This window comes from Leifsonia sp. McL0607, from assembly GCF_049993355.1.
Lineage (GTDB): Bacteria > Actinomycetota > Actinomycetes > Actinomycetales > Microbacteriaceae > Leifsonia.
The window spans coordinates 759,520-776,565 of the sequence record NZ_CP188253.1; the positions used below are offsets into that span (position 1 = coordinate 759,520).

The following is a 17,046-nucleotide window of genomic DNA, read 5'->3' on the forward strand; positions in this document are numbered from 1 at the left end:
CAGAAGAATCTGAGGACTGCACGACGATCTGGGGACTGTGGAGGACAACCGGATGATGCGCACAATGGATCATGCCGTTCCCCGCCCCCGAGCTGCACCTCGACCACGACGCCGTGCTGTGGTCCGCAAGCGAGGCCGACCGGCTCGGCCGACCCCGGCTGATCCTGCTGCACGGCTACGCGTCCGATGAGGCCGATCTCTTCGGCATCTCGGCCTACCTGCCGCTGGAACCGGTCATCGCGTCGCTCCGCGCGCCGATCCCCGAAGGTCCCGGCTTCGCGTGGTTCTCCCGGTTCACGAACGTCTCCGGCGACCCGCTCGCGGCCAACGCCGACGCGGCGGCTCGCGCGGTCCTCGACTGGATCGACGAGCAGCCCGAGGTGCCGACCGGCCTCCTCGGCTTCTCGCAGGGCGCCGCACTCGCCGTCCAGCTGATGCGCCTGGCCCCCGAGCGCTTCGACTTCGCCGTGATCCTGTCGGGCTTCGTCGTGCAGGGCAGGACGGAGGGCGATGCCGCGCTCGCGGAGGGAAGGCCGCCGGTGTTCTGGGGTCGCGGGACGCACGACGACACCGTTCCCGCCGCCTCCATCGCCCGCGCCGAGCAATGGCTGCCCGAGCACACCAGCCTCGACGCCCGCATCTACGAGGGACTCGGGCACGGCATCTCGACGCTCGAGCTCGGCGACATCTCGTCGTTCATCCGGGCGCACCTCCCGCGCCCCGCCTGACCCGACGGTCTCGCGGCGACGGCGGCTTGGTCGCTGTCGGTGGCCGGGAGCAGGATGGAGACGATGAGCGACGTGCTCGACCGGTTCTCCCCCGCGACCCGTGAATGGTTCCGCGGGGCTTTCGCCGCGCCCACCGACGCGCAGGCGGGCGCCTGGGAGGCCATCTCGCACGGCAGACACGCCCTCGTCGTCGCGCCGACCGGGTCCGGCAAGACGCTCGCGTCGTTCCTCTGGGCGATCGACCGGCTGGCCAGCCGCGAGCCGCAACCCGACGACCGGCCCGGCACCCGGGTCCTCTACATTTCTCCGCTGAAGGCGCTCGGCGTCGACGTCGAGCGCAACCTCCGAGCGCCGCTGGTCGGCGTCACCCAGACCGCGAGGAGGCTCGGCGCCGAACCTCCGCACGTCAGCGTCGGCGTGCGCTCGGGCGACACGTCTTCGGCCGACCGCCGGGCGCTCGTGTCCTCACCCCCGGACATCCTGATCACGACGCCCGAGTCGCTGTTCCTCATGCTCACCTCGCAGGCCCGCGAGACGCTCGCGACCGTCGAGACGGTGATCGTCGACGAGGTGCACGCCGTCGCCGCCACCAAACGCGGCGCACACCTCGCGCTCTCGCTCGAGCGCCTCGACGCCCTGCTGCCCAAGCCCGCGCAGCGCATCGGGCTCTCCGCGACGGTGCGGCCGGCGGAGGAGGTGGCGCGCTTCCTGGGCGGCAGCGCGCCGGTGGAGGTCGTGGCCCCGCCGGCCGGCAAGCGCTTCGACCTCCGCGTCGTCGTGCCGGTCGAAGACATGAGCGAGCTCGGAACTTCGACGTTCGCGAGCGGCAACGACGACGGCTCTGCACCGCAGGCCGGCTCGATCTGGCCGCACGTGGAGGAGGCGATCGTCGACCGAGTGCTCGAGCACCGCTCCTCCATCGTCTTCGCCAACTCCAGGCGCCTGGCCGAGCGGCTGACGGCGCGGCTCAACGAGATCTACGAGGAGCGGGTGCTGGGGGGCGATGCCGCAGTCGCCGCACCGCCGCGCCCTCCCGCCGAGCTCATGGGCGGCTCTGGCCAGACGAAGGGCTCCGCCACCGTCGCCGACCCGGAGTCGCTCGTCCTCGCCCGCGCCCACCACGGCTCGGTGAGCAAGGAGCAGCGGGCGCTCATCGAGGACGATCTCAAGTCCGGGAGGCTGCGCTGCGTCGTCGCGACCTCGAGCCTCGAGCTCGGCATCGACATGGGCGCCGTCGACCTCGTGGTGCAGGTGGAGGCGCCGCCGTCGGTCGCGAGCGGGCTGCAGCGCGTCGGCCGCGCCGGCCACCAGGTGGGCGAGGTCTCTCGCGGCGTGGTCTTCCCCAAGCATCGCGCCGACCTCATCCACTCGGCCGTCGCCACCGAGCGGATGGTGGGCGGACTCATCGAGACCTTGAAGGTGCCGACCAACCCGCTCGACATCCTGGCCCAGCAGACCGTCGCGGCGACGGCGCTGGAGCCGCTCGACGCCGACGACTGGTTCGACACTGTGCGCAGGAGCGCGCCGTTCGCGACGCTGCCCCGTAGTGCATACGACGCCACCCTCGACCTGCTCGCCGGCCGCTACCCGTCCGACGAGTTCGCCGAGCTGCGCCCGCGCATCGTCTGGGATCGCGACGCCGGCACGCTCACCGGCCGGCCGGGCGCGCAGCGGCTCGCGGTGACGAGCGGCGGCACCATCCCCGACCGTGGGATGTTCGGCGTGTTCATGGTCGGGGAGCGCGCGAGCAGGGTCGGCGAGCTCGACGAGGAGATGGTCTACGAGTCGCGCGTCGGCGACGTGTTCGCACTCGGGTCGACGAGCTGGCGCATCCAGGAGATCACGCACGACCGCGTGCTGGTGACCCCGGCGTTCGGGGAGCCGGGGCGGCTGCCGTTCTGGAAGGGCGACGGGCTCGGCAGGCCCGCGGAGCTGGGCGCTGCCGTCGGAGCGTTCATGCGCGAGGTCAGCGCCGCCTCCCCCGCCGACGCCGAACTGCGCTGCGTGGAGGCCGGGCTCGACGCTTTCGCCACCGCGAACCTGCTGGCGTTCCTGCGCGAGCAGAAAGAGGCGACAGGCCACATCCCGACCGACCGTACGCTGGTGGTCGAGCGGTTCCGCGACGAGCTCGGCGACTGGCGGGTGGTGCTGCATTCCCCGTTCGGCATGCAGGTGCACTCGCCCTGGGCATTGGCCGTGCAAGCGCGGGTGCGCGAGCGCTACGGGATCGACGCGGGAACCATGGCGGCGGACGACGGCATCATCGTGCGTATTCCCGACACGGAATCCACTCCTCCCGGCGGGGAGCTGTTCGTCTTCGAGCCGGGCGAGCTCGACGAGTTGGTCACGCTGGAGGTCGGCGGTTCCGCGCTGTTCGCGTCCCGGTTCCGGGAGTGCGCGGCCCGCGCTCTGCTCCTGCCCAAGTACAACCCGGGCAAGAGGTCGCCGCTCTGGCAGCAGCGGCAGAAGGCCTCGCAACTGCTCGACGTCGCCCGCAAGTACCCGAGCTTCCCGATCATCCTCGAGACCGTACGGGAGTGCCTGCAAGACGTCTACGACCTCCCGGCGCTCGACGAGGTGGCGCAGAGCATCGCCCAGCGCCGCATCGCGATCGTGGAGGCCGCGACCGAGACGGCGTCGCCGTTCGCGCGCTCGCTGCTGTTCGGCTACGTCGCCGCGTTCATGTACGAGGGCGACAGCCCGCTCGCCGAGCGGAGGGCGGCCGCACTGTCGCTCGACGCCGGTCTGCTCGCCGAGCTGCTTGGCCGCGCCGAGCTGCGCGAGCTGCTCGACCCCGCGGTCATCGAGCGGGTGGAGCTGCAGTTGCAACGACTCGACCCCGACCGACGGGTGCGGGGCGAGGAAGGCGTCGCCGACCTCCTGCGGCTGCTCGGTCCGCTGACGGTCGCGGAGGTCGCCCAGCGGTTGCAGGGGACAGCCGATACCGAGCCGGCGGCCAAAAAACGCCCCGACGCCGCCCCCGATGACACCGACGATGCTGCCGCCCCGCCCCCGCACGCGACTGCGGAGGCCGCGGCCTCCTACCTCACCTTTCTGGTCGACGCGAAGCGCGCCCTCGCGGTGACGTACGCCGGCGCCGAGCGCTACGCCGCGATCGAAGACGCCGCCCGCCTCCGCGACGCGCTCGGCGTCCCGCTCCCGATCGGCGTGCCCGTCGCCTTCATCGAACCGGTCGACGACCCGCTCGGCGACCTCGTGAGCCGCTTCGCCCGCACCCACGGGCCGTTCGCGGTCGGCGAGTTCGCCGCGACGTTCGGCCTGGGACCGGCGATCGTGCACGACGCGCTGCGCCGCCTCTCGTACGACGGCCGAGTCGTGGAGGGCGAGTTCCGCCCGCACGCGCACGGGTCGGAGTGGTGCGACGCCGAGGTGCTGCGCCGGCTGCGCCGGATGTCGCTCGCGGCTCTGCGCCAGGAGGTCGAGCCCGTGGAGACCGCGACGTTCGCCCGGTTCCTCGGTGACTGGCAGCACCTGGGCTCCGCGCTGCGGGGCGTGGACGCCGTCGCGTCGGTCATCGAGCAGCTCGCCGGCGCCCGCATCCCGGCCTCCGCCTGGGAGTCGCTGGTGCTGCCCGGCCGCGTCGCCGACTACAGCCCCGCGATGCTCGACGAGCTCACCGCCACTGGCGAGGTCATCTGGTCGGGCGACGGGTCGCTGCCCGGAAACGACGGCTGGATCAGCCTCCATCTCGCCGACTCCGCGCCGCTCACGCTCGCGCCGCCGGCCGAGCGTGAGCCCGACGAGCTGCAGCGGAGCATCCTGGCGGCACTGGCCCGCGGCGGCGGCTACTTCTTCCGCCAGCTCTCCGACACTCTGGGCGCCGAGCGCGGGGCGGCGATCGACGACGCGGAGGTCGTGACCGCGCTCTGGGACCTGGTCTGGTCCGGGCTCGTCACCAACGACACGCTGGCCCCGCTGCGCACCGTGACCGGCGCGGGCGGAGGGGCGCACAAGCGGCCGCGGCAACCGACCCGGTCGCGCATGTACCGCGGGCGCGTCGGAGCCGCGCGGCAGTCGGCGATGGTCACCCGGATGGGCCCGCCGACCGTGGCCGGACGCTGGTCGTTGCTTCCCGAACGCGACCTCGACTCCACCGTGCGCGCGCACGGTCAGGCCGAGACACTGCTCGACCGCTACGGCGTCGTGACCCGCGGCTCGGTGATGAACGAGGGCACACCCGGCGGCTTCGCGCTCGCGTACAAGGTGCTCAGCGGCTTCGAAGACAGCGGGAGGGCGCGGCGCGGCTACTTCGTCGAGACGCTCGGCGCCGCTCAGTTCGCCAGCGGCCCGACGGTGGACCGCCTCCGCATGTTCGCGCGCGACCACACGCAGCCGCGGCCGTTCGATGCGCTCGCGATCGCGGCCACCGACCCGGCCAATGCGTACGGTGCGGCGTTGCCGTGGCCGTCCGTGCCGGCGACGACGGGCGGCGTGGAGGGCGGCACCGGGCACCGACCCGGCCGCAAGGCGGGCGCCCTGGTCGCCCTGGTCGACGGCGAGCTGACCCTGTACGTGGAGCGCGGTGGCAAGAGCCTGCTGTGCTTCGTCGACCAGGGGGACGAGGCCGGCCGGCCTGCGCTGCTCGCGGCCTCCCGCGCCCTGGCCGCGCTGGTGACCTCCCGTCGCGTCGACAAGCTCGCCATCGAGACCGTCAACGGCGGCGCCGTTCTGGGCTCGCCGCTCGGCGCGGCGCTCGGCGAGGCCGGGTTCCTGCCGACGCCTCGTGGACTGCGGCTGCGCGGGTGACGGCGGATGCCCGAGGGTGACACCGTCTACCAGACCGCCGCGCGCCTGCGCCGGGCTTTGGAGGGCCGGGTGCTCACGCAGACCGACTTCCGGGTGCCCGCGTACGCGACGGTCGACCTCAGCGGGCAGCGTGTGGACGAGGTCGTCAGCCGCGGCAAGCACCTGCTGATCCGCGTCGGCGACCAGAGCATCCACAGCCACCTGAAGATGGAGGGCTCGTGGGAGGTCTATCCGCCCGGCGGGCGCTGGCGGCACCCAGCTTTTCAAGCGAGAGCGGTGCTGCGGACGGCGGAGACGCAGGCGGTGGGCTTCCTGCTCGGCGTGCTGGAGGTGGTGCCGCGGTCGCAGGAGGACGCGGTCGTCGGCCATCTCGGTCCCGACCTCCTCGGGACGGACTGGGATGCCGACGAGGCCGTCCGCCGGGTCGAAGCGCATCCGGAAGTGCCGATCGCGATCGCGCTGCTCGATCAGCGGAACCTCGCCGGTCTCGGAAACGTCTACGCGAACGAGATCTGCTTCGTGCGCGGGATGCTGCCGACGCGGCCGGCGGGCGAGGCCGATGTTCCCGCCTGCGTCGACCTCGCGCGCCGCATGCTGGTCGCCAACCGCGACCGCACCGTGCGCGTCACGACGGGCGACACCCGTCGCGGCCGCACCACCTGGGTGTACGGCCGCGAGGGGCGTCCATGCCTCCGCTGCGGCACACTCATCCAGCGCTCGGAGCTCGGCCGCACCGGGCTGGAGGAGCGGGTCACCTACTTCTGCCCCGTTTGCCAGACCTGAGCGGGGAGCTCTGTGTGCGCCGCTCGCCCGGCTCTGCCGACTCGTCCCGATCTGCCGACTCGCCCCGATCTGTGAGGGTTCTCGCAGCCCCGCCGAGCCCTTTCCCGTGAGCCCGCTGGGAACTCCTTCCCTATCCCCTGGCCATTCCCGGCAACACCGCCGGAAACCAGCTGCTTCCAAGGCCCCACACTCTAGCGTTCTCGTGTGCGACGCCCGAACTTCCCCGCTGACGACTCCGCCGACGGTCGCGACCACCGCGAGCCGCCGACCGAGGTCTTCGGACGCGTGCCCGCAACCGACCCCCGCCGGCCGGTGCGGGCGACGCGGCCGGCGTCCGGCGTGCCGTCGGGGCGCGGCGCCGCCGCAGCGGGAGCCGCCGCCGGAGCCGCCGCAGCGGCACGTGGCTCCGGCAGCGCGGGCGCCGCGGGCGCACCGCAGAACGACCCCGCCTTCGACCTGTTCGGCCTCTCCGGCTCTCCAGCTCCGGGGCCGAGCGACGGCGGCTTCGGCAGCGACGGCGGCGGAGACGGCACAGGTGGCGGCAACGGCGACGGCGGTGGAGGCCGCGGCGGTCGCGGCGGAACGGGTCCACGCAAGCACCGCCGCGCCAGACGCATCATCGCCTGGACCGCCGGCGCGCTCGCCGTGCTGCTCGTGGTCGTCGGCGGCTATGCGGCCTACAGCTACTTCCGCTTCGTCGGCGGCGTGAGCCACGTCGACGTCATCTCGGGCCACGGCGACGGCACGACGCAGAACATCCTGCTCGTCGGCGACGACCACCGGCCCGACAACGCCACGCAGGAGCAGCTGAACCAGCTGAGCACCACCGAGGACGGCGGCGGCACCAACACGGACACGATGATGATCCTGCACATCCCCGCCAACGGGAAGTCCGCGACCCTCATCTCGCTCCCCCGCGACTCCTGGGTCAACGTGCCGGACCACGGCATGAACAAGCTGAACTCGGCGTTCTCGCTCGGCGGCGGCGCGAGCGACCCGACCAGCGGCGCCAAGCTGCTCATCCAGACAGTGCAGGACCTCACGGGGCTGACGATCGACCACTACGTGCGGGTCTCGCTGCTGGGCTTCTACACGATCGCCCAGGCGCTCGGGCCGGTGCAGGTGTGCCTCAACAACGCCGTGAACGACCCGTACTCGGGCGCGGACTTCCCGGCGGGCGTCTCGACGCTCGACGCGAAGCAGGCGCTCTCGTTCGTGCGTCAACGCCACGGCCTCCCCCGCGGCGACCTCGACCGCGTGGTGCGCCAGCAGTACTTCCTGTCGGTGGAGGCCCACAAGTTCCTGTCGGCGGGCACTCTCCTCAACCCGGGCAAGTTGACCGCGACGCTGGATGCGGTGAGCGGCTCGCTCGAGACCGACCCGGGCCTGAACTTCCTGCAGCTCGCCGGTCAGCTGCAGGGATTGACCGGCGGCAAGCTCCGCTCGGCGACCATCCCGATCTCGGGGACGCCCACGATCACGGTCGACGGCGAGGACATATCGGTCGTTCAGGTGGACACGGCGGCGATGCCGGCGTTCGTCCAGAGCCTCGAAGGCATCCCGTCGGCGTACGACAGCGCGACCGCCGCGAAGCCGGCGGACACCACGGTGACCGTGCTGAACGGCGGCAGTCAGAACGGCGCCGCGGGCACAGCGACGCAGACGTTCACGGCGGCCGGCTTCAAGACCGGCACGCCGGGCGACGCCGACACCACCGCCACGACGACCATCCAGTACCCGAAGGGTCAGGAGTCCCAGGCCAAGGCCGTCGCCGCACTGCTTCCGGGCGCGGCGGTGCAGGAGACGAGCAGCGTCACGGGCGTCACGGTCGTTCTCGGCGATGACGGGCTGATGCCCGCCGCTCCAGGAGCAGCAGACGCCGGCAGCAGCGCCCCCGCCGCCCCCGCCCCGTCGCCCACACCCACCGGCGTCGGGACCAACTATGACGCGAAGGTCTGCATCAACTGACCGGCGCCGAGTGAGCAGCTTTTCTGCCCACTCGACTGATTTCGGGCCTCCGTCAGGACCCGTGATGCTGGGAACGCACATTACACACAAAGGCGCCGGCATTAACGTATTCCCGTCATGGTCAGCCAACCTCGCGCCCTCGTCACTCGCGACGCCATCCTTCGCGGCGCGGCCGAGGTCTTCGGCGCGCGCGGTTACGGACTGGCCTCCATCGCCGACATCGCGGCCGCGGCCGGGCTCACCAAGGGGGCGCTGTACTTCCACTTCACCTCGAAGGACGAACTGGCGTTCGCGGTGATCGCCGAGCAGCATCGCCGCACCATGGCGGCGTCGGCCGCGATCCTCGCCGAAGGACGGCCCGCACTCGAGACGTTGATCCTGCTGAGCCGCAATCTCGGGCGCCAGCTGCTGGAAGATCCCGTCGTGCAGGCGGGCATCCTCCTGACCACCGAGGTCGCCTCGGCGGGTCACCCGATCGCCGAGCCCTACGAGGACTGGTTCGCTGCGATCGAGGAGCTGATCCGGCAAGCGATCGTCGAGGGCGACGTCGCGGCGAGCGTCGATCCGACGGTGTTCGCGCACTTCGCCTCGCCGGCGTTCACCGGCGTGCAGCTGGTGTCGGCGACCCTGACCGCCCGCGCCGACCTGCTTCAGCGGGTGCGAGAGATGTGGATCGTGCTGCTGCCGGGCATCGTGGCGGAGGGCCGTCTGGACGCCTTGCGCGCGCTGCCCGAGCTCATCCTGGAGTGAACGCGGAGGAGGCCGCGGATCACCGGGAACAGCCCGACCGACATCCCCCCAGTTGCCGAAGCGTGCACGTCGGTCGGGCGCCCGTCCCCCGCGCAGCAATAATACATGCATAACCGGCCGATCGGTTTTTTTCGAAGGGCGGAGTAGCGCTGCTGAGGAGGCGAGCGGATACCGATTCACCCTCTGACCTTCGGTTAGAATCGCCCGTGGGGGTGTCGCGTCAGCGGCAGCGAAATGCAGCATGGGGAGGTCGTCAATGTCGGCACGCACGAAGCAGAAGAAGCGGGCGACGATGCGCCTGGTCTACGTCGACTTCTGGTCCGCGCTGAAGATGTCGTTCCTGATCAGCCTCGTGGTGGCGGTGGTCATCGTCGCGCTGACCCTGTTGACCTGGTCGGTGCTCGACAGGCTCGGCCTGGTGGCCTCCATGAGCAGCTTCCTCGAGAGCATCGCGGGCGCGCAGGGCGCCGCGCTCGTCTCCGGCCTGACGTTCGGCAACGTGATGACCTTCACCCTGGTGGTGTCGCTGCTGGAGGTCATCGTCGTCTCCGCGCTCGGCGCGATCTTCGCTGCGCTCTTCAACCTGGCCACCAACGTCGTCGGCGGCTGGAAGGTCACGTTCGGGAGCGACTGAGCGCAGCGCCCGTCCGTTCTTTTCCGAGTCGTTCGAGACCGCCGACCAGGAGGTCGACGCCGAACGCGAAGGCTGCCGCCGAGTCCGACGCGTCGAGCGGGTCGGCGGCCTCCCCGGTCGCCAGCACGCCGATGCTGTCGAACTGCATCCGCTGCTGCTCGTGCGACACGTGGCCGAGCACGAAGTGCAGGAGGGCGGTGGCCGCGCGCCCGGAGGTCTCGTCATCGAAGCCGCCGGACGCCGCCACGGCTGCCAGCCGATGCTGGGCCGCGGCGTCGCCGAGGCCGAGCGCGTAACTGCTGGCGACGACCTCCGCACCGTCGCGGTAGGCGAGCAGGGCGTCGCGGAGGGCGGCCGACTCGGCACGGAGGCGGTCGGCCCAGGCATCCTCCTGTGCGGCGGCGTCCTGTGCGGCGGCGTCGGATTCCGCTGCCGGCGCGACCGCCCCGCGCGCGACGATGCGGTCGGCGAGCTCGGCGAGCAGTGTCTGCTTGTTGGGGAAGTGCCAGTACAGAGCGCTCGGCTGCACGTCGAGGGCGGCGGCGAGGTGGCGCATGGTGAGGTCGGGAAGGCCGTAGTCGTCGAGAATGCGCAGGGCAGTCTCCGCCACGTCGTCGCGGGTGTGCCTGCGCCCGCTTTCGTTTCCCGTCACGTCACCACTATAGTGAACGCTGTTCAGGTGAACACCGTTCAGGTGAAGGACCCTCACTCCCGAAGGGCTGGCCCATGACCAAATCCTCCCGCACCCGTCAGCTCGACGCGACCGACCTCGCCCGGGTCGCGGTCGTCGCCGCGATCGTCGCCGTGCTCGGCCTCCCCGGCGGCTTCAGCCTGTTCGGAGGCGTGCCCATCACCGCCCAGACCCTCGGCGTGATGCTCGCCGGAGCGCTGCTCGGCCCGTGGCTCGGGGCGCTGTCCATGGCCGTCCTCCTCGCCCTCGTGGCTACGGGACTTCCCCTGCTGGCGGGAGGCCGCGGCGGCATCGGCGTCTTCGTCGGGCCGTCGGCGGGCTACCTGTTCGGCTGGATCGCCGGCGCCCTCGTCATCGGGCTGATCGTCCACGCGGGCGGCCGCAAGCCGGTCGCCTGGCGGACCTTCGCGGGCGTCGTCACGGGAGGCATCCTCCTCGTCTACGCCATCGGCATCCCGGTGCAGAGCCTCGTCACCCGGCTGCCGCTCGCCGAGACGGCACTCACCAGCCTCGTGTTCGTGCCGGGCGACCTCGCGAAGGCCGTCATCGCCACCGCCGTGGTCACCACACTCGTGCGGGCCTACCCGCGGGCGTTCCGCAGGACCTGGGCCGCCGCGAAGCCCGCAGTCGCGTCCGCGCCAGCGCCCGACCGAGACGGCGCTCCGGTCGCGTGACGGTGATCGTCCCGCTGCACGACGACGACCCGGCGCTGCTCGAACGGCTGGCGTCGGCGCGCCTCGCCGGCGACATCCCGCTGGTGCTCGGCGCCCGCCGGCCTCCCGAGCAGCTGCGGGCGGCCGTGGCGACGGCCTCGAGCGTGGACCTCGCCGGCATCGGCTGGACGACCCTCACCTCCGGGAGCAGCGGGACGCCACGAATCGTGCTGCGCACGCCGGCGTCGTGGGAGCAGTCGTTCGCGGCTGTTGCGGAGCTGCTGGATCTCGCGGGGCCCGAGCACGCGGTCGCCCTCCCGGCCCCGGCCTCCTCGTCGCTGACGCTCTTCTCGCTCGCGCATGCGCTCGGCGGAGGTCCACGACCGCTGCTCGGCGATGTGGCGACGGCCGACTGCCTCCACGGCACACCGGAGGGGCTCCGTCGCATGCTCGAGGCCGGCACCCCGCCCCGACTCCGGGCCGCGCTCGTCGGCGGCTCGCACCTCGACCCGTCGCTGCGAGCGCGGGCGGAGGAGGCGGGCATCCGGGTCACGGCCTACTATGGCGCGGCGGAGCTGTCGTTCGTCGCCGTGGACCATGGCGACGGGCTGGTCCCGTTTCCCGGAGTCGAGTTGCGGGTGATCGATGGCGAGCTGTGGGTCCGCTCCCCCTTCGTCGCCGCCGGCTACGCGGGCGTCGGCGGTCCGCTGCGGCGCGACGGCGAGTGGGCGACGGTCGGCGACCGCGCCGAGCTCGTGCCGGCGACCGGTGGCGGCGAGCGGCTGCGGCTGCTGGGCCGCGCGGACGGCGCCATCCTCAGCGCGTCCGCGACCATCGTGCCCGACGAGGTGGAGGCGGCGCTGCGCACCGTGCCCGGCGTGCGCGACGCCGTGGTCTTCGGCCTCCCGACGGGCCGGGTCGACTCGCTGGTGGCCGCGCTGATCGAACCGGAGAACTCCTCCCCCTCGCTCTCCGAGCTGCGGGCGGCGGCCGCCGAGCGGCTCGCGCCGGCGCACCGGCCGCGGCGGTGGTACGTAGGCGCGTTGCCGCGCACCGCCTCCGGCAAGCCCGCGCGAGCGGAAGCGGTACGTCGAGTTCTCGACGGGGAGGTGCGTCCCCTTGAACGTTGAAGCACCCGTCGTGATCGCCGCCCGCCGCACCCCCATCGGCACGCGCGGCCGAGCCCTGGCCGGTATGCGCGTGCACGAGCTCGCCGCCCCGGTGCTGCGGGCGGTCCTCGAGGATGCCGAGACGGCGACCGGCGTTCCGGTCGGGATCGCCGACGTGCTGCTGGGCAACTGCATGGGGCCGGGCGGCAACCCCGCGCGCCTGGCCGCCCTCGCCGCCGGGCTCGACCCGGCGATCCCCGGGGGCACGGTGGACCGGCAGTGCGGCAGCGGGCTGGCCGCCATCCTGGATGCCGCCGCCGCGATCCGAGCGGGCGATGGGAGGGCGCGGCTCGCGGGCGGCGCGGAGAGCGCCTCCACCGCACCGATCCGCTCGATCGACGGTGTTGCGTACGACCGGGCGCCGTTCGCGCCCGCCGGATACGCGGACCCGGACATGGTGCGTGCGGCCGAAGACCTCGCCGTGCTCGACGGGATCGAGCGCGCACGGCTCGACGCCCACGCGGCGCGCAGCCACGCGCGCGCCCGTGCGGGATACGACGCCGGCCGCTTCGCCGACGAACTAGTGCCGCTCGCCGGCCTCGACCGCGATGACGCGGTCGGCGCCGCCGAACGCGTGCTCCCCCGCCTCCCCGCGCTGTTCCCCGGCGGGGCGCTGACCGCCGGCACCTCCACCCGCATCGGCGACGGCGCGGCCGCGGTCGTGGTCGCGCCTGCCGGAACCGGGCCAGGGCTCGCGGTGCGGGCAGGCACGATCGTGGGCGGCGATCCAGCACTGCCGGGCCTGGGAGCGGCGCCCGCGATCCTCCGAGCGCTGGAGGCGGCCGGCACCGACGTGCGGAGGGTCGCGGCCTTCGAGCTGGTGGAGGCGTTCGCGCCGCAGAGCATCGCTGTGCTGCACCGCATCGGCGTCGCCGCTGAGGACCCTCGCGTGTGCGCTGACGGCGGCGCCCTCGCCCTCGGCCACCCGTGGGGCGCGAGCGGCGCGGTGGCGGTCGTCCGCCTGTTCAGCCGACTGGTTCGCGGCGGAGCGCCGGCCGGGACCCTCGGCGTCGCCGCGGCGTCGGTCGGCGGCGGACTGGGCGTCGCCGCGGTGTTCGAGGTGGTGCGATGAGCGGGCTGCGACTGACCGGCGTGGGCGTCCGCCTCGGCGACGTCGACGTCCTGCGCGACGTCGACCTCGACCTCGACGCCCGCACCGTCGCGGTGATCGGCGAGAACGGGTCGGGCAAGTCGACCTTCGCGCGCCTCCTCGGTGGCCTGGTGCCGACCTCCGCGGGCGAGCTGCGCATCCTCGGGCTCGACCCGGCCCGACAGGCCGGAGAGCTGCGGCGCCGGACCGCAGTCGTGTTCAGCAACCCGGACGCGCAGATCATCATGCCGACCGTGCAGGAGGACGTCGCGTTCTCACTCCGCCCCGAACGACTCGGCCGGGAGGCGACCGCCGTCCGGGTCGCGGAGGCGCTCGACCGTTTCGGTCTCACGGCAGTCGCGGACCGGCCCTCCCACGACCTCTCGGGCGGACAGAAGCAGCTGCTCGCGCTGTGCGGCGCGTTCGTGCGGCGCCCGGAGCTGGTCGTCGCGGACGAGCCGACCGCATACCTCGACGCCCGCAACGCCCGCCGCGTCGCCGACCATCTGCTCGAGGACGCCGGCCACCGCCTGGTGCTCGTCACCCACGATCTGTCGCTCGCGGCGCGCTGCGACGCCGCCGTGCTGTTCGCGGGCGGCACGATCGAGGCCGTCGGCGAGCCGTCGAAGGTCGTCGCCGAGTACGAGCGCCTGCTCGCCGAGGGGAGCCTCCCGTGCTGACCCTCTACCGCGCGGGTACCGGACCGCTGCACCGGATGCCGGCCGGACCGAAGCTGCTGCTGGTCATCACCGCCGTGCTCGGGGTCTCGCTGCTGCCCGCCACCTGGGCTGGGGCCGCCGTCGCGGCGATGGTGCCGGTGCTGGCGTACGCCGCCGCCGGCCTCGGCGACGGCGTGCTCGGAATGCGCGAGCTCGCCCGCCAGGTGCTCGCCGTACGCTGGGTGATCGTGATCACCATCGCGGGCCAGCTGCTCTTCCTGGGCCCGGAACCGGCTGTCGCCAACACGGTCCGCGTGACCTCGGCGATCGTGCTGGCCGCCCTGCTCGTCCTGACGACGCGGGTCGCCGACCTCCTCGACGCCCTCGAACGCGGCCTGCGCCCGCTGGCCGCGCTGCGCGTCGACCCGGCGCGGGTGGCGCTGCTGCTCACCGTCACGCTGAACACGGTGCCGGTGCTCGCCGGGCTCATGCGCGATGTGCGCGACGCGCAGCGCGCCCGCGGCGCCCGGGCGGGACTGCGCGCGTTCGCGGTGCCGTTCCTGGTGCTGGCGTTCAAGCACGCCGACGAGCTCGGCGACGCGCTCACGGCACGGGGTGTGCGATGAGCGGGAACACTATCGGTGGCGCGCGACCCCACGTGCTCGGGCCGACGGTCGACGACCAGACGCGCTGCATCCATTACCGCACGCCGCTCGACGTCATCGCCATCCGCTTCGCCTGCTGCGGCGAGTTCTACCCGTGCCACCTCTGCCACGCCGAGGCCGCGGGTCACCCGGCACGGCAGTGGCCGGTCGCCGAGCGCGAGGAGCACGCCGTGCTGTGCGGGGTGTGCGCCGCGACGCTCACGATCGGGGACTATCTGGAGGCGGACGCGTGCCCCGCATGCGGCGCGCTGTTCAACCCGGGCTGCAAGCTGCATCCGGAGTTCTACTTCGAGGTGTGAGAGGCCGGCACGATTCGCGGCGAATGTGCGGGACCGCGCCGCTCAGAGCGCGCTGGCGACGAGCGCGTACTCCGAACCCGAGCGGGTGCGCTCCAGGATGCCGGCGTCCACCAGGTAGCGACGCAGCGCCGCCGGATCCCGACCGAACCGCGACAGACGATCGGTCACCTCGCGCTCGCCCACCACCTCTCCCGCCGTCAGCACGTGTTCGGCCACCCAGCGGAGCAGCTCCTCCCGCTCGGCCCGCCCCGACGGATAGCGGTCGATGCGGCCGTCGGCGTCGAGGAACCGCTGCACGCCCGTCGGGCGGGTGCGGCCTCCCGCGGCGAGAGCGGCGCGGATGCCCTCCTCGGACACGACCGTCGCGCCGGTCACCTCGGAGACGAGCCCCGCGACGACGAGCGCTGCGATCGAGCGCGCCTCGCGAGCGCCGGCCTCGAGAGGCAATCCCAGCGTCACGCGCGCGAACGCGGCGCGGGTGTCGGCGTTGGCCAGAGCGGCGAGTATCGGACGCCAGTCGGAGTCAGCCATGTCGTCAGGGTACCGGCGCGAACGGAGCGGATGCGGAGGACGACGACCCGGCCGAAGGCCAACGGAGGCGAATCGTCTCCGTCGCGCCGAGCTCGCCCACCAGGTCGGCTTTGCGTCCGCTGCACACGCCGGTCACGAGCGCTCCCCGCGCGACCGCCAGCTGCACGGCGTTGTGCTCGACTCCTCCGGCCGCGCCGAGCATGAGCACGATCGCCCGCGGCGATCCGGGCGACGACCACCGTCTGCAGAGCCGTCACTGCCGAATTCGGGACGGCCGCGGCCCCCTCGAACCCGAGGCGCTCGGCACGCGCGCGACCGCCGCACGGGGTGCGCGGACGAACTCGGCGAGCGCTCCGGCTGCCGCGCCGTAGACGCGGTCGCCCGCCTGGAGGTCGCGCACGTCGATGCCGATCGCCTCCACCTCGCCCGCGAACGCCAGACCGCACACGCGCAGCTTGGGGCCGCGGAGCCCAAAGCCCATCGCCCGCATCAGATACGGGCGCCCGGTCGTGAGGTGCCCGGTTCCCACCCGATGCCGGCGGCGCGCACCCGCACCAGCACGTCGTCCGCTCGGATCTCGGGGACGGGGACCCGCTTCACCAGGAGGGCGTCCGTCGTCCCGTATGCGTCTGTCACGACTGCCCTCATCGTCGTCCCCTCCGCGTTCATACTCGTGTTCAGCCCTCGGGGTACTGGAACACCTCGTCGAGCGGGACCCCGAACCCCCGCGCGAGCTGAAAGGCCGTCTCTAGCGATGGCGAGTAGCGCCCCTGCTCGATGGCGATGATGGTCTGGCGGGTGGCGCCGACGCGCTCCGCGAGCTCGGCCTGGGTCGTCTCGCCCGCGCCGAAACGCAGCGCCCGGAGGCTGTTGGTCACGCGCGTCGGCTTCACCATGCCTGCAGCCCCTGCGGAAAGCGACCAGCGTCGCCACCGAACCGACGACGGCGGAGAGGACGAACATCAGGTAGACCACGTTCGCGATCCAGAACCACTGCGCATCGAACAGGGCCAGCACCAGGGGCGGCGAGTGCGCCGATGACAACGAAAGCCTGGCCCACCCGCTCGCCGAACACCTTGATCTCGCGGTCGCGCTGGTCGGCCTCCCGCGGGTTTAAAGGTCGAGATGCCGATGCGAGCGAGGATGTTGGCCACGATGGAACCGACGACCGTGCCGATCAGCAGCGGCACGTAGGCACCGGGACCGTTGGCCGCCAGCAGGATCAGATAGACCGCGTAGCCCAGGACGGCCACGACCAGGAACGCCCAGGCGACCTTCGCGTCGAAGGAGACATCGCACATCACCTCGTGTGTCAAGAATTGTAGACATGGTAAGTGTCAAGCGCGGCTGACCTTGTGTCGACAATCTCTTACACCACCGGCGTCGCGATTCGTGACGAAAGGCGGGGGCGCGCCCAGTGAGCGTCGACGACGAGCATCTACTCGGAGCCCGAGTGGGTGCGTGCCAGAATGCCTGAACCCACGACGAAGCGACGCACCGCTTCGGGGTCGCCGCTGAACCGGACAAGCGATCGGTTACCTAGCGCTGCCCGACCACCTCGCCCGGGGTCAGCACGCGTTCGGCCACTCAGCGGAGCAACGCCTCCGGTCGGTCTGACGCGACGGGTAGCTGTAGCTGCAGCCGCGTATGACCGCGCCC

At 72.6% G+C, this 17,046-nt stretch carries 18 protein-coding genes; 12 read left to right on the plus strand and 6 right to left on the minus strand.

The features are described 5' to 3' along the window. Positions 1-71: 71 nt before the first annotated feature. The 6 genes from ACPPVW_RS03700 (at position 72) to ACPPVW_RS03725 (ending at position 9,630) form a co-directional block, all read left to right on the plus strand. Positions 72-728 (plus strand): alpha/beta hydrolase, encoded by a 657-nt coding sequence (locus tag ACPPVW_RS03700; protein ID WP_426625191.1) that lies wholly within the window; start codon positions 72-74, stop codon positions 726-728. A gap of 63 nt (positions 729-791) precedes the next feature. Further along, entirely contained in the window at positions 792-5,495 is a 4,704-nt protein-coding gene (locus tag ACPPVW_RS03705) for an Lhr family ATP-dependent helicase (protein ID WP_426625192.1), read from the plus strand. A gap of 6 nt (positions 5,496-5,501) precedes the next feature. Further along, positions 5,502-6,278 carry a DNA-formamidopyrimidine glycosylase family protein gene (locus tag ACPPVW_RS03710; protein ID WP_426625193.1) on the plus strand — a complete coding sequence of 259 codons (777 nt, stop codon included), beginning with the start codon at positions 5,502-5,504 and terminating at the stop codon, positions 6,276-6,278. Between the two features lie 204 nt (positions 6,279-6,482). Further along, complete coding sequence (locus ACPPVW_RS03715; RefSeq protein WP_426625194.1) at positions 6,483-8,246, plus strand: LCP family protein; 1,764 nt, start codon at positions 6,483-6,485, stop codon at positions 8,244-8,246. Between the two features lie 117 nt (positions 8,247-8,363). Continuing rightward, positions 8,364-8,996 (plus strand): ScbR family autoregulator-binding transcription factor, encoded by a 633-nt coding sequence (locus ACPPVW_RS03720; protein WP_426625195.1) that lies wholly within the window; start codon positions 8,364-8,366, stop codon positions 8,994-8,996. A gap of 256 nt (positions 8,997-9,252) precedes the next feature. Then, entirely contained in the window at positions 9,253-9,630 is a 378-nt protein-coding gene (locus ACPPVW_RS03725; RefSeq protein ID WP_426625196.1) for a DUF3566 domain-containing protein, read from the plus strand. Here ACPPVW_RS03725 and ACPPVW_RS03730 read toward each other — a convergent pair. Next, positions 9,611-10,282, minus strand: a complete 672-nt coding sequence (locus tag ACPPVW_RS03730) for a TetR/AcrR family transcriptional regulator C-terminal domain-containing protein (RefSeq protein WP_426625197.1) — start codon at positions 10,280-10,282, stop codon at positions 9,611-9,613. The genes ACPPVW_RS03725 and ACPPVW_RS03730 overlap by 20 nt on opposite strands. A 74-nt stretch (positions 10,283-10,356) precedes the next feature. Here ACPPVW_RS03730 and ACPPVW_RS03735 point away from each other — a divergent pair, with 74 nt between their 5' ends. From ACPPVW_RS03735 to ACPPVW_RS03760, 6 genes are read left to right on the plus strand one after another with little or no spacing between them, the layout of a single operon-like run. Then, positions 10,357-10,995, plus strand: a complete 639-nt coding sequence (locus tag ACPPVW_RS03735) for a biotin transporter BioY (RefSeq protein ID WP_426625198.1) — start codon at positions 10,357-10,359, stop codon at positions 10,993-10,995. Next, complete coding sequence (locus ACPPVW_RS03740; protein WP_426625199.1) at positions 10,992-12,104, plus strand: AMP-binding enzyme; 1,113 nt, start codon at positions 10,992-10,994, stop codon at positions 12,102-12,104. The genes ACPPVW_RS03735 and ACPPVW_RS03740 overlap by 4 nt, the downstream gene beginning before the upstream one ends. After that, positions 12,094-13,215 carry an acetyl-CoA C-acyltransferase gene (locus ACPPVW_RS03745; RefSeq protein WP_426625200.1) on the plus strand — a complete coding sequence of 374 codons (1,122 nt, stop codon included), beginning with the start codon at positions 12,094-12,096 and terminating at the stop codon, positions 13,213-13,215. The genes ACPPVW_RS03740 and ACPPVW_RS03745 overlap by 11 nt, the downstream gene beginning before the upstream one ends. Beyond that, positions 13,212-13,913 carry an energy-coupling factor ABC transporter ATP-binding protein gene (locus ACPPVW_RS03750; protein WP_426625201.1) on the plus strand — a complete coding sequence of 234 codons (702 nt, stop codon included), beginning with the start codon at positions 13,212-13,214 and terminating at the stop codon, positions 13,911-13,913. The genes ACPPVW_RS03745 and ACPPVW_RS03750 overlap by 4 nt, the downstream gene beginning before the upstream one ends. After that, entirely contained in the window at positions 13,907-14,518 is a 612-nt protein-coding gene (locus ACPPVW_RS03755) for an energy-coupling factor transporter transmembrane component T family protein (protein WP_426625202.1), read from the plus strand. Before ACPPVW_RS03750 ends, ACPPVW_RS03755 begins: the two co-directional genes overlap by 7 nt. After that, on the plus strand, positions 14,515-14,856 hold the full coding sequence (locus ACPPVW_RS03760) for a CHY zinc finger protein (protein ID WP_426625203.1): 342 nt from the start codon (positions 14,515-14,517) through the stop codon (positions 14,854-14,856). Before ACPPVW_RS03755 ends, ACPPVW_RS03760 begins: the two co-directional genes overlap by 4 nt. A gap of 42 nt (positions 14,857-14,898) precedes the next feature. Here ACPPVW_RS03760 and ACPPVW_RS03765 read toward each other — a convergent pair whose 3' ends face one another. Genes ACPPVW_RS03765 through ACPPVW_RS03785 form a run of 5 tightly spaced genes read right to left on the minus strand, consistent with a single transcriptional unit; the run spans position 14,899 to position 16,283 of the window. Further along, entirely contained in the window at positions 14,899-15,387 is a 489-nt protein-coding gene (locus ACPPVW_RS03765) for a DUF2087 domain-containing protein (RefSeq protein ID WP_426625204.1), read from the minus strand. A 4-nt stretch (positions 15,388-15,391) separates the two neighbouring features. Further along, positions 15,392-15,589: a hypothetical protein gene (locus ACPPVW_RS03770; protein ID WP_426625205.1), complete on the minus strand. Its 198-nt coding sequence runs from the start codon at positions 15,587-15,589 to the stop codon at positions 15,392-15,394. A gap of 51 nt (positions 15,590-15,640) precedes the next feature. Next, the gene (locus ACPPVW_RS03775; RefSeq protein WP_426625206.1) at positions 15,641-15,868 is read right to left on the minus strand and encodes an alcohol dehydrogenase catalytic domain-containing protein; all 228 of its coding nucleotides are present in this window, start codon (positions 15,866-15,868) and stop codon (positions 15,641-15,643) included. Between the two features lie 8 nt (positions 15,869-15,876). After that, positions 15,877-16,023 carry a hypothetical protein gene (locus ACPPVW_RS03780; protein WP_426625207.1) on the minus strand — a complete coding sequence of 49 codons (147 nt, stop codon included), beginning with the start codon at positions 16,021-16,023 and terminating at the stop codon, positions 15,877-15,879. 41 nt (positions 16,024-16,064) lie between these two features. Then, on the minus strand, positions 16,065-16,283 hold the full coding sequence (locus ACPPVW_RS03785; protein ID WP_426625208.1) for a helix-turn-helix transcriptional regulator: 219 nt from the start codon (positions 16,281-16,283) through the stop codon (positions 16,065-16,067). Positions 16,284-17,046: the final 763 nt, after the last annotated feature.

Excerpts from the sequence above, each read along its gene's own strand:
- ACPPVW_RS03700 (WP_426625191.1), top strand. The coding sequence starts at position 72 with ATGCCGTTCCCCGCCCCCGAGCTGCACCTCGACCACGACGCCGTGCTG.
- ACPPVW_RS03705 (WP_426625192.1), top strand. The coding sequence starts at position 792 with ATGAGCGACGTGCTCGACCGGTTCTCCCCCGCGACCCGTGAATGGTTC.
- ACPPVW_RS03710 (WP_426625193.1), top strand. The coding sequence starts at position 5,502 with ATGCCCGAGGGTGACACCGTCTACCAGACCGCCGCGCGCCTGCGCCGG.
- ACPPVW_RS03720 (WP_426625195.1), top strand. The coding sequence starts at position 8,364 with ATGGTCAGCCAACCTCGCGCCCTCGTCACTCGCGACGCCATCCTTCGC.
- ACPPVW_RS03725 (WP_426625196.1), top strand. The coding sequence starts at position 9,253 with ATGTCGGCACGCACGAAGCAGAAGAAGCGGGCGACGATGCGCCTGGTC.
- ACPPVW_RS03735 (WP_426625198.1), top strand. The coding sequence starts at position 10,357 with ATGACCAAATCCTCCCGCACCCGTCAGCTCGACGCGACCGACCTCGCC.
- ACPPVW_RS03750 (WP_426625201.1), top strand. The coding sequence starts at position 13,212 with ATGAGCGGGCTGCGACTGACCGGCGTGGGCGTCCGCCTCGGCGACGTC.
- ACPPVW_RS03760 (WP_426625203.1), top strand. The coding sequence starts at position 14,515 with ATGAGCGGGAACACTATCGGTGGCGCGCGACCCCACGTGCTCGGGCCG.
- ACPPVW_RS03765 (WP_426625204.1), bottom strand. The coding sequence starts at position 15,387 with ATGGCTGACTCCGACTGGCGTCCGATACTCGCCGCTCTGGCCAACGCC.
- ACPPVW_RS03770 (WP_426625205.1), bottom strand. The coding sequence starts at position 15,589 with ATGCTCGGCGCGGCCGGAGGAGTCGAGCACAACGCCGTGCAGCTGGCG.
- ACPPVW_RS03775 (WP_426625206.1), bottom strand. The coding sequence starts at position 15,868 with ATGGGCTTTGGGCTCCGCGGCCCCAAGCTGCGCGTGTGCGGTCTGGCG.
- ACPPVW_RS03785 (WP_426625208.1), bottom strand. The coding sequence starts at position 16,283 with ATGGTGAAGCCGACGCGCGTGACCAACAGCCTCCGGGCGCTGCGTTTC.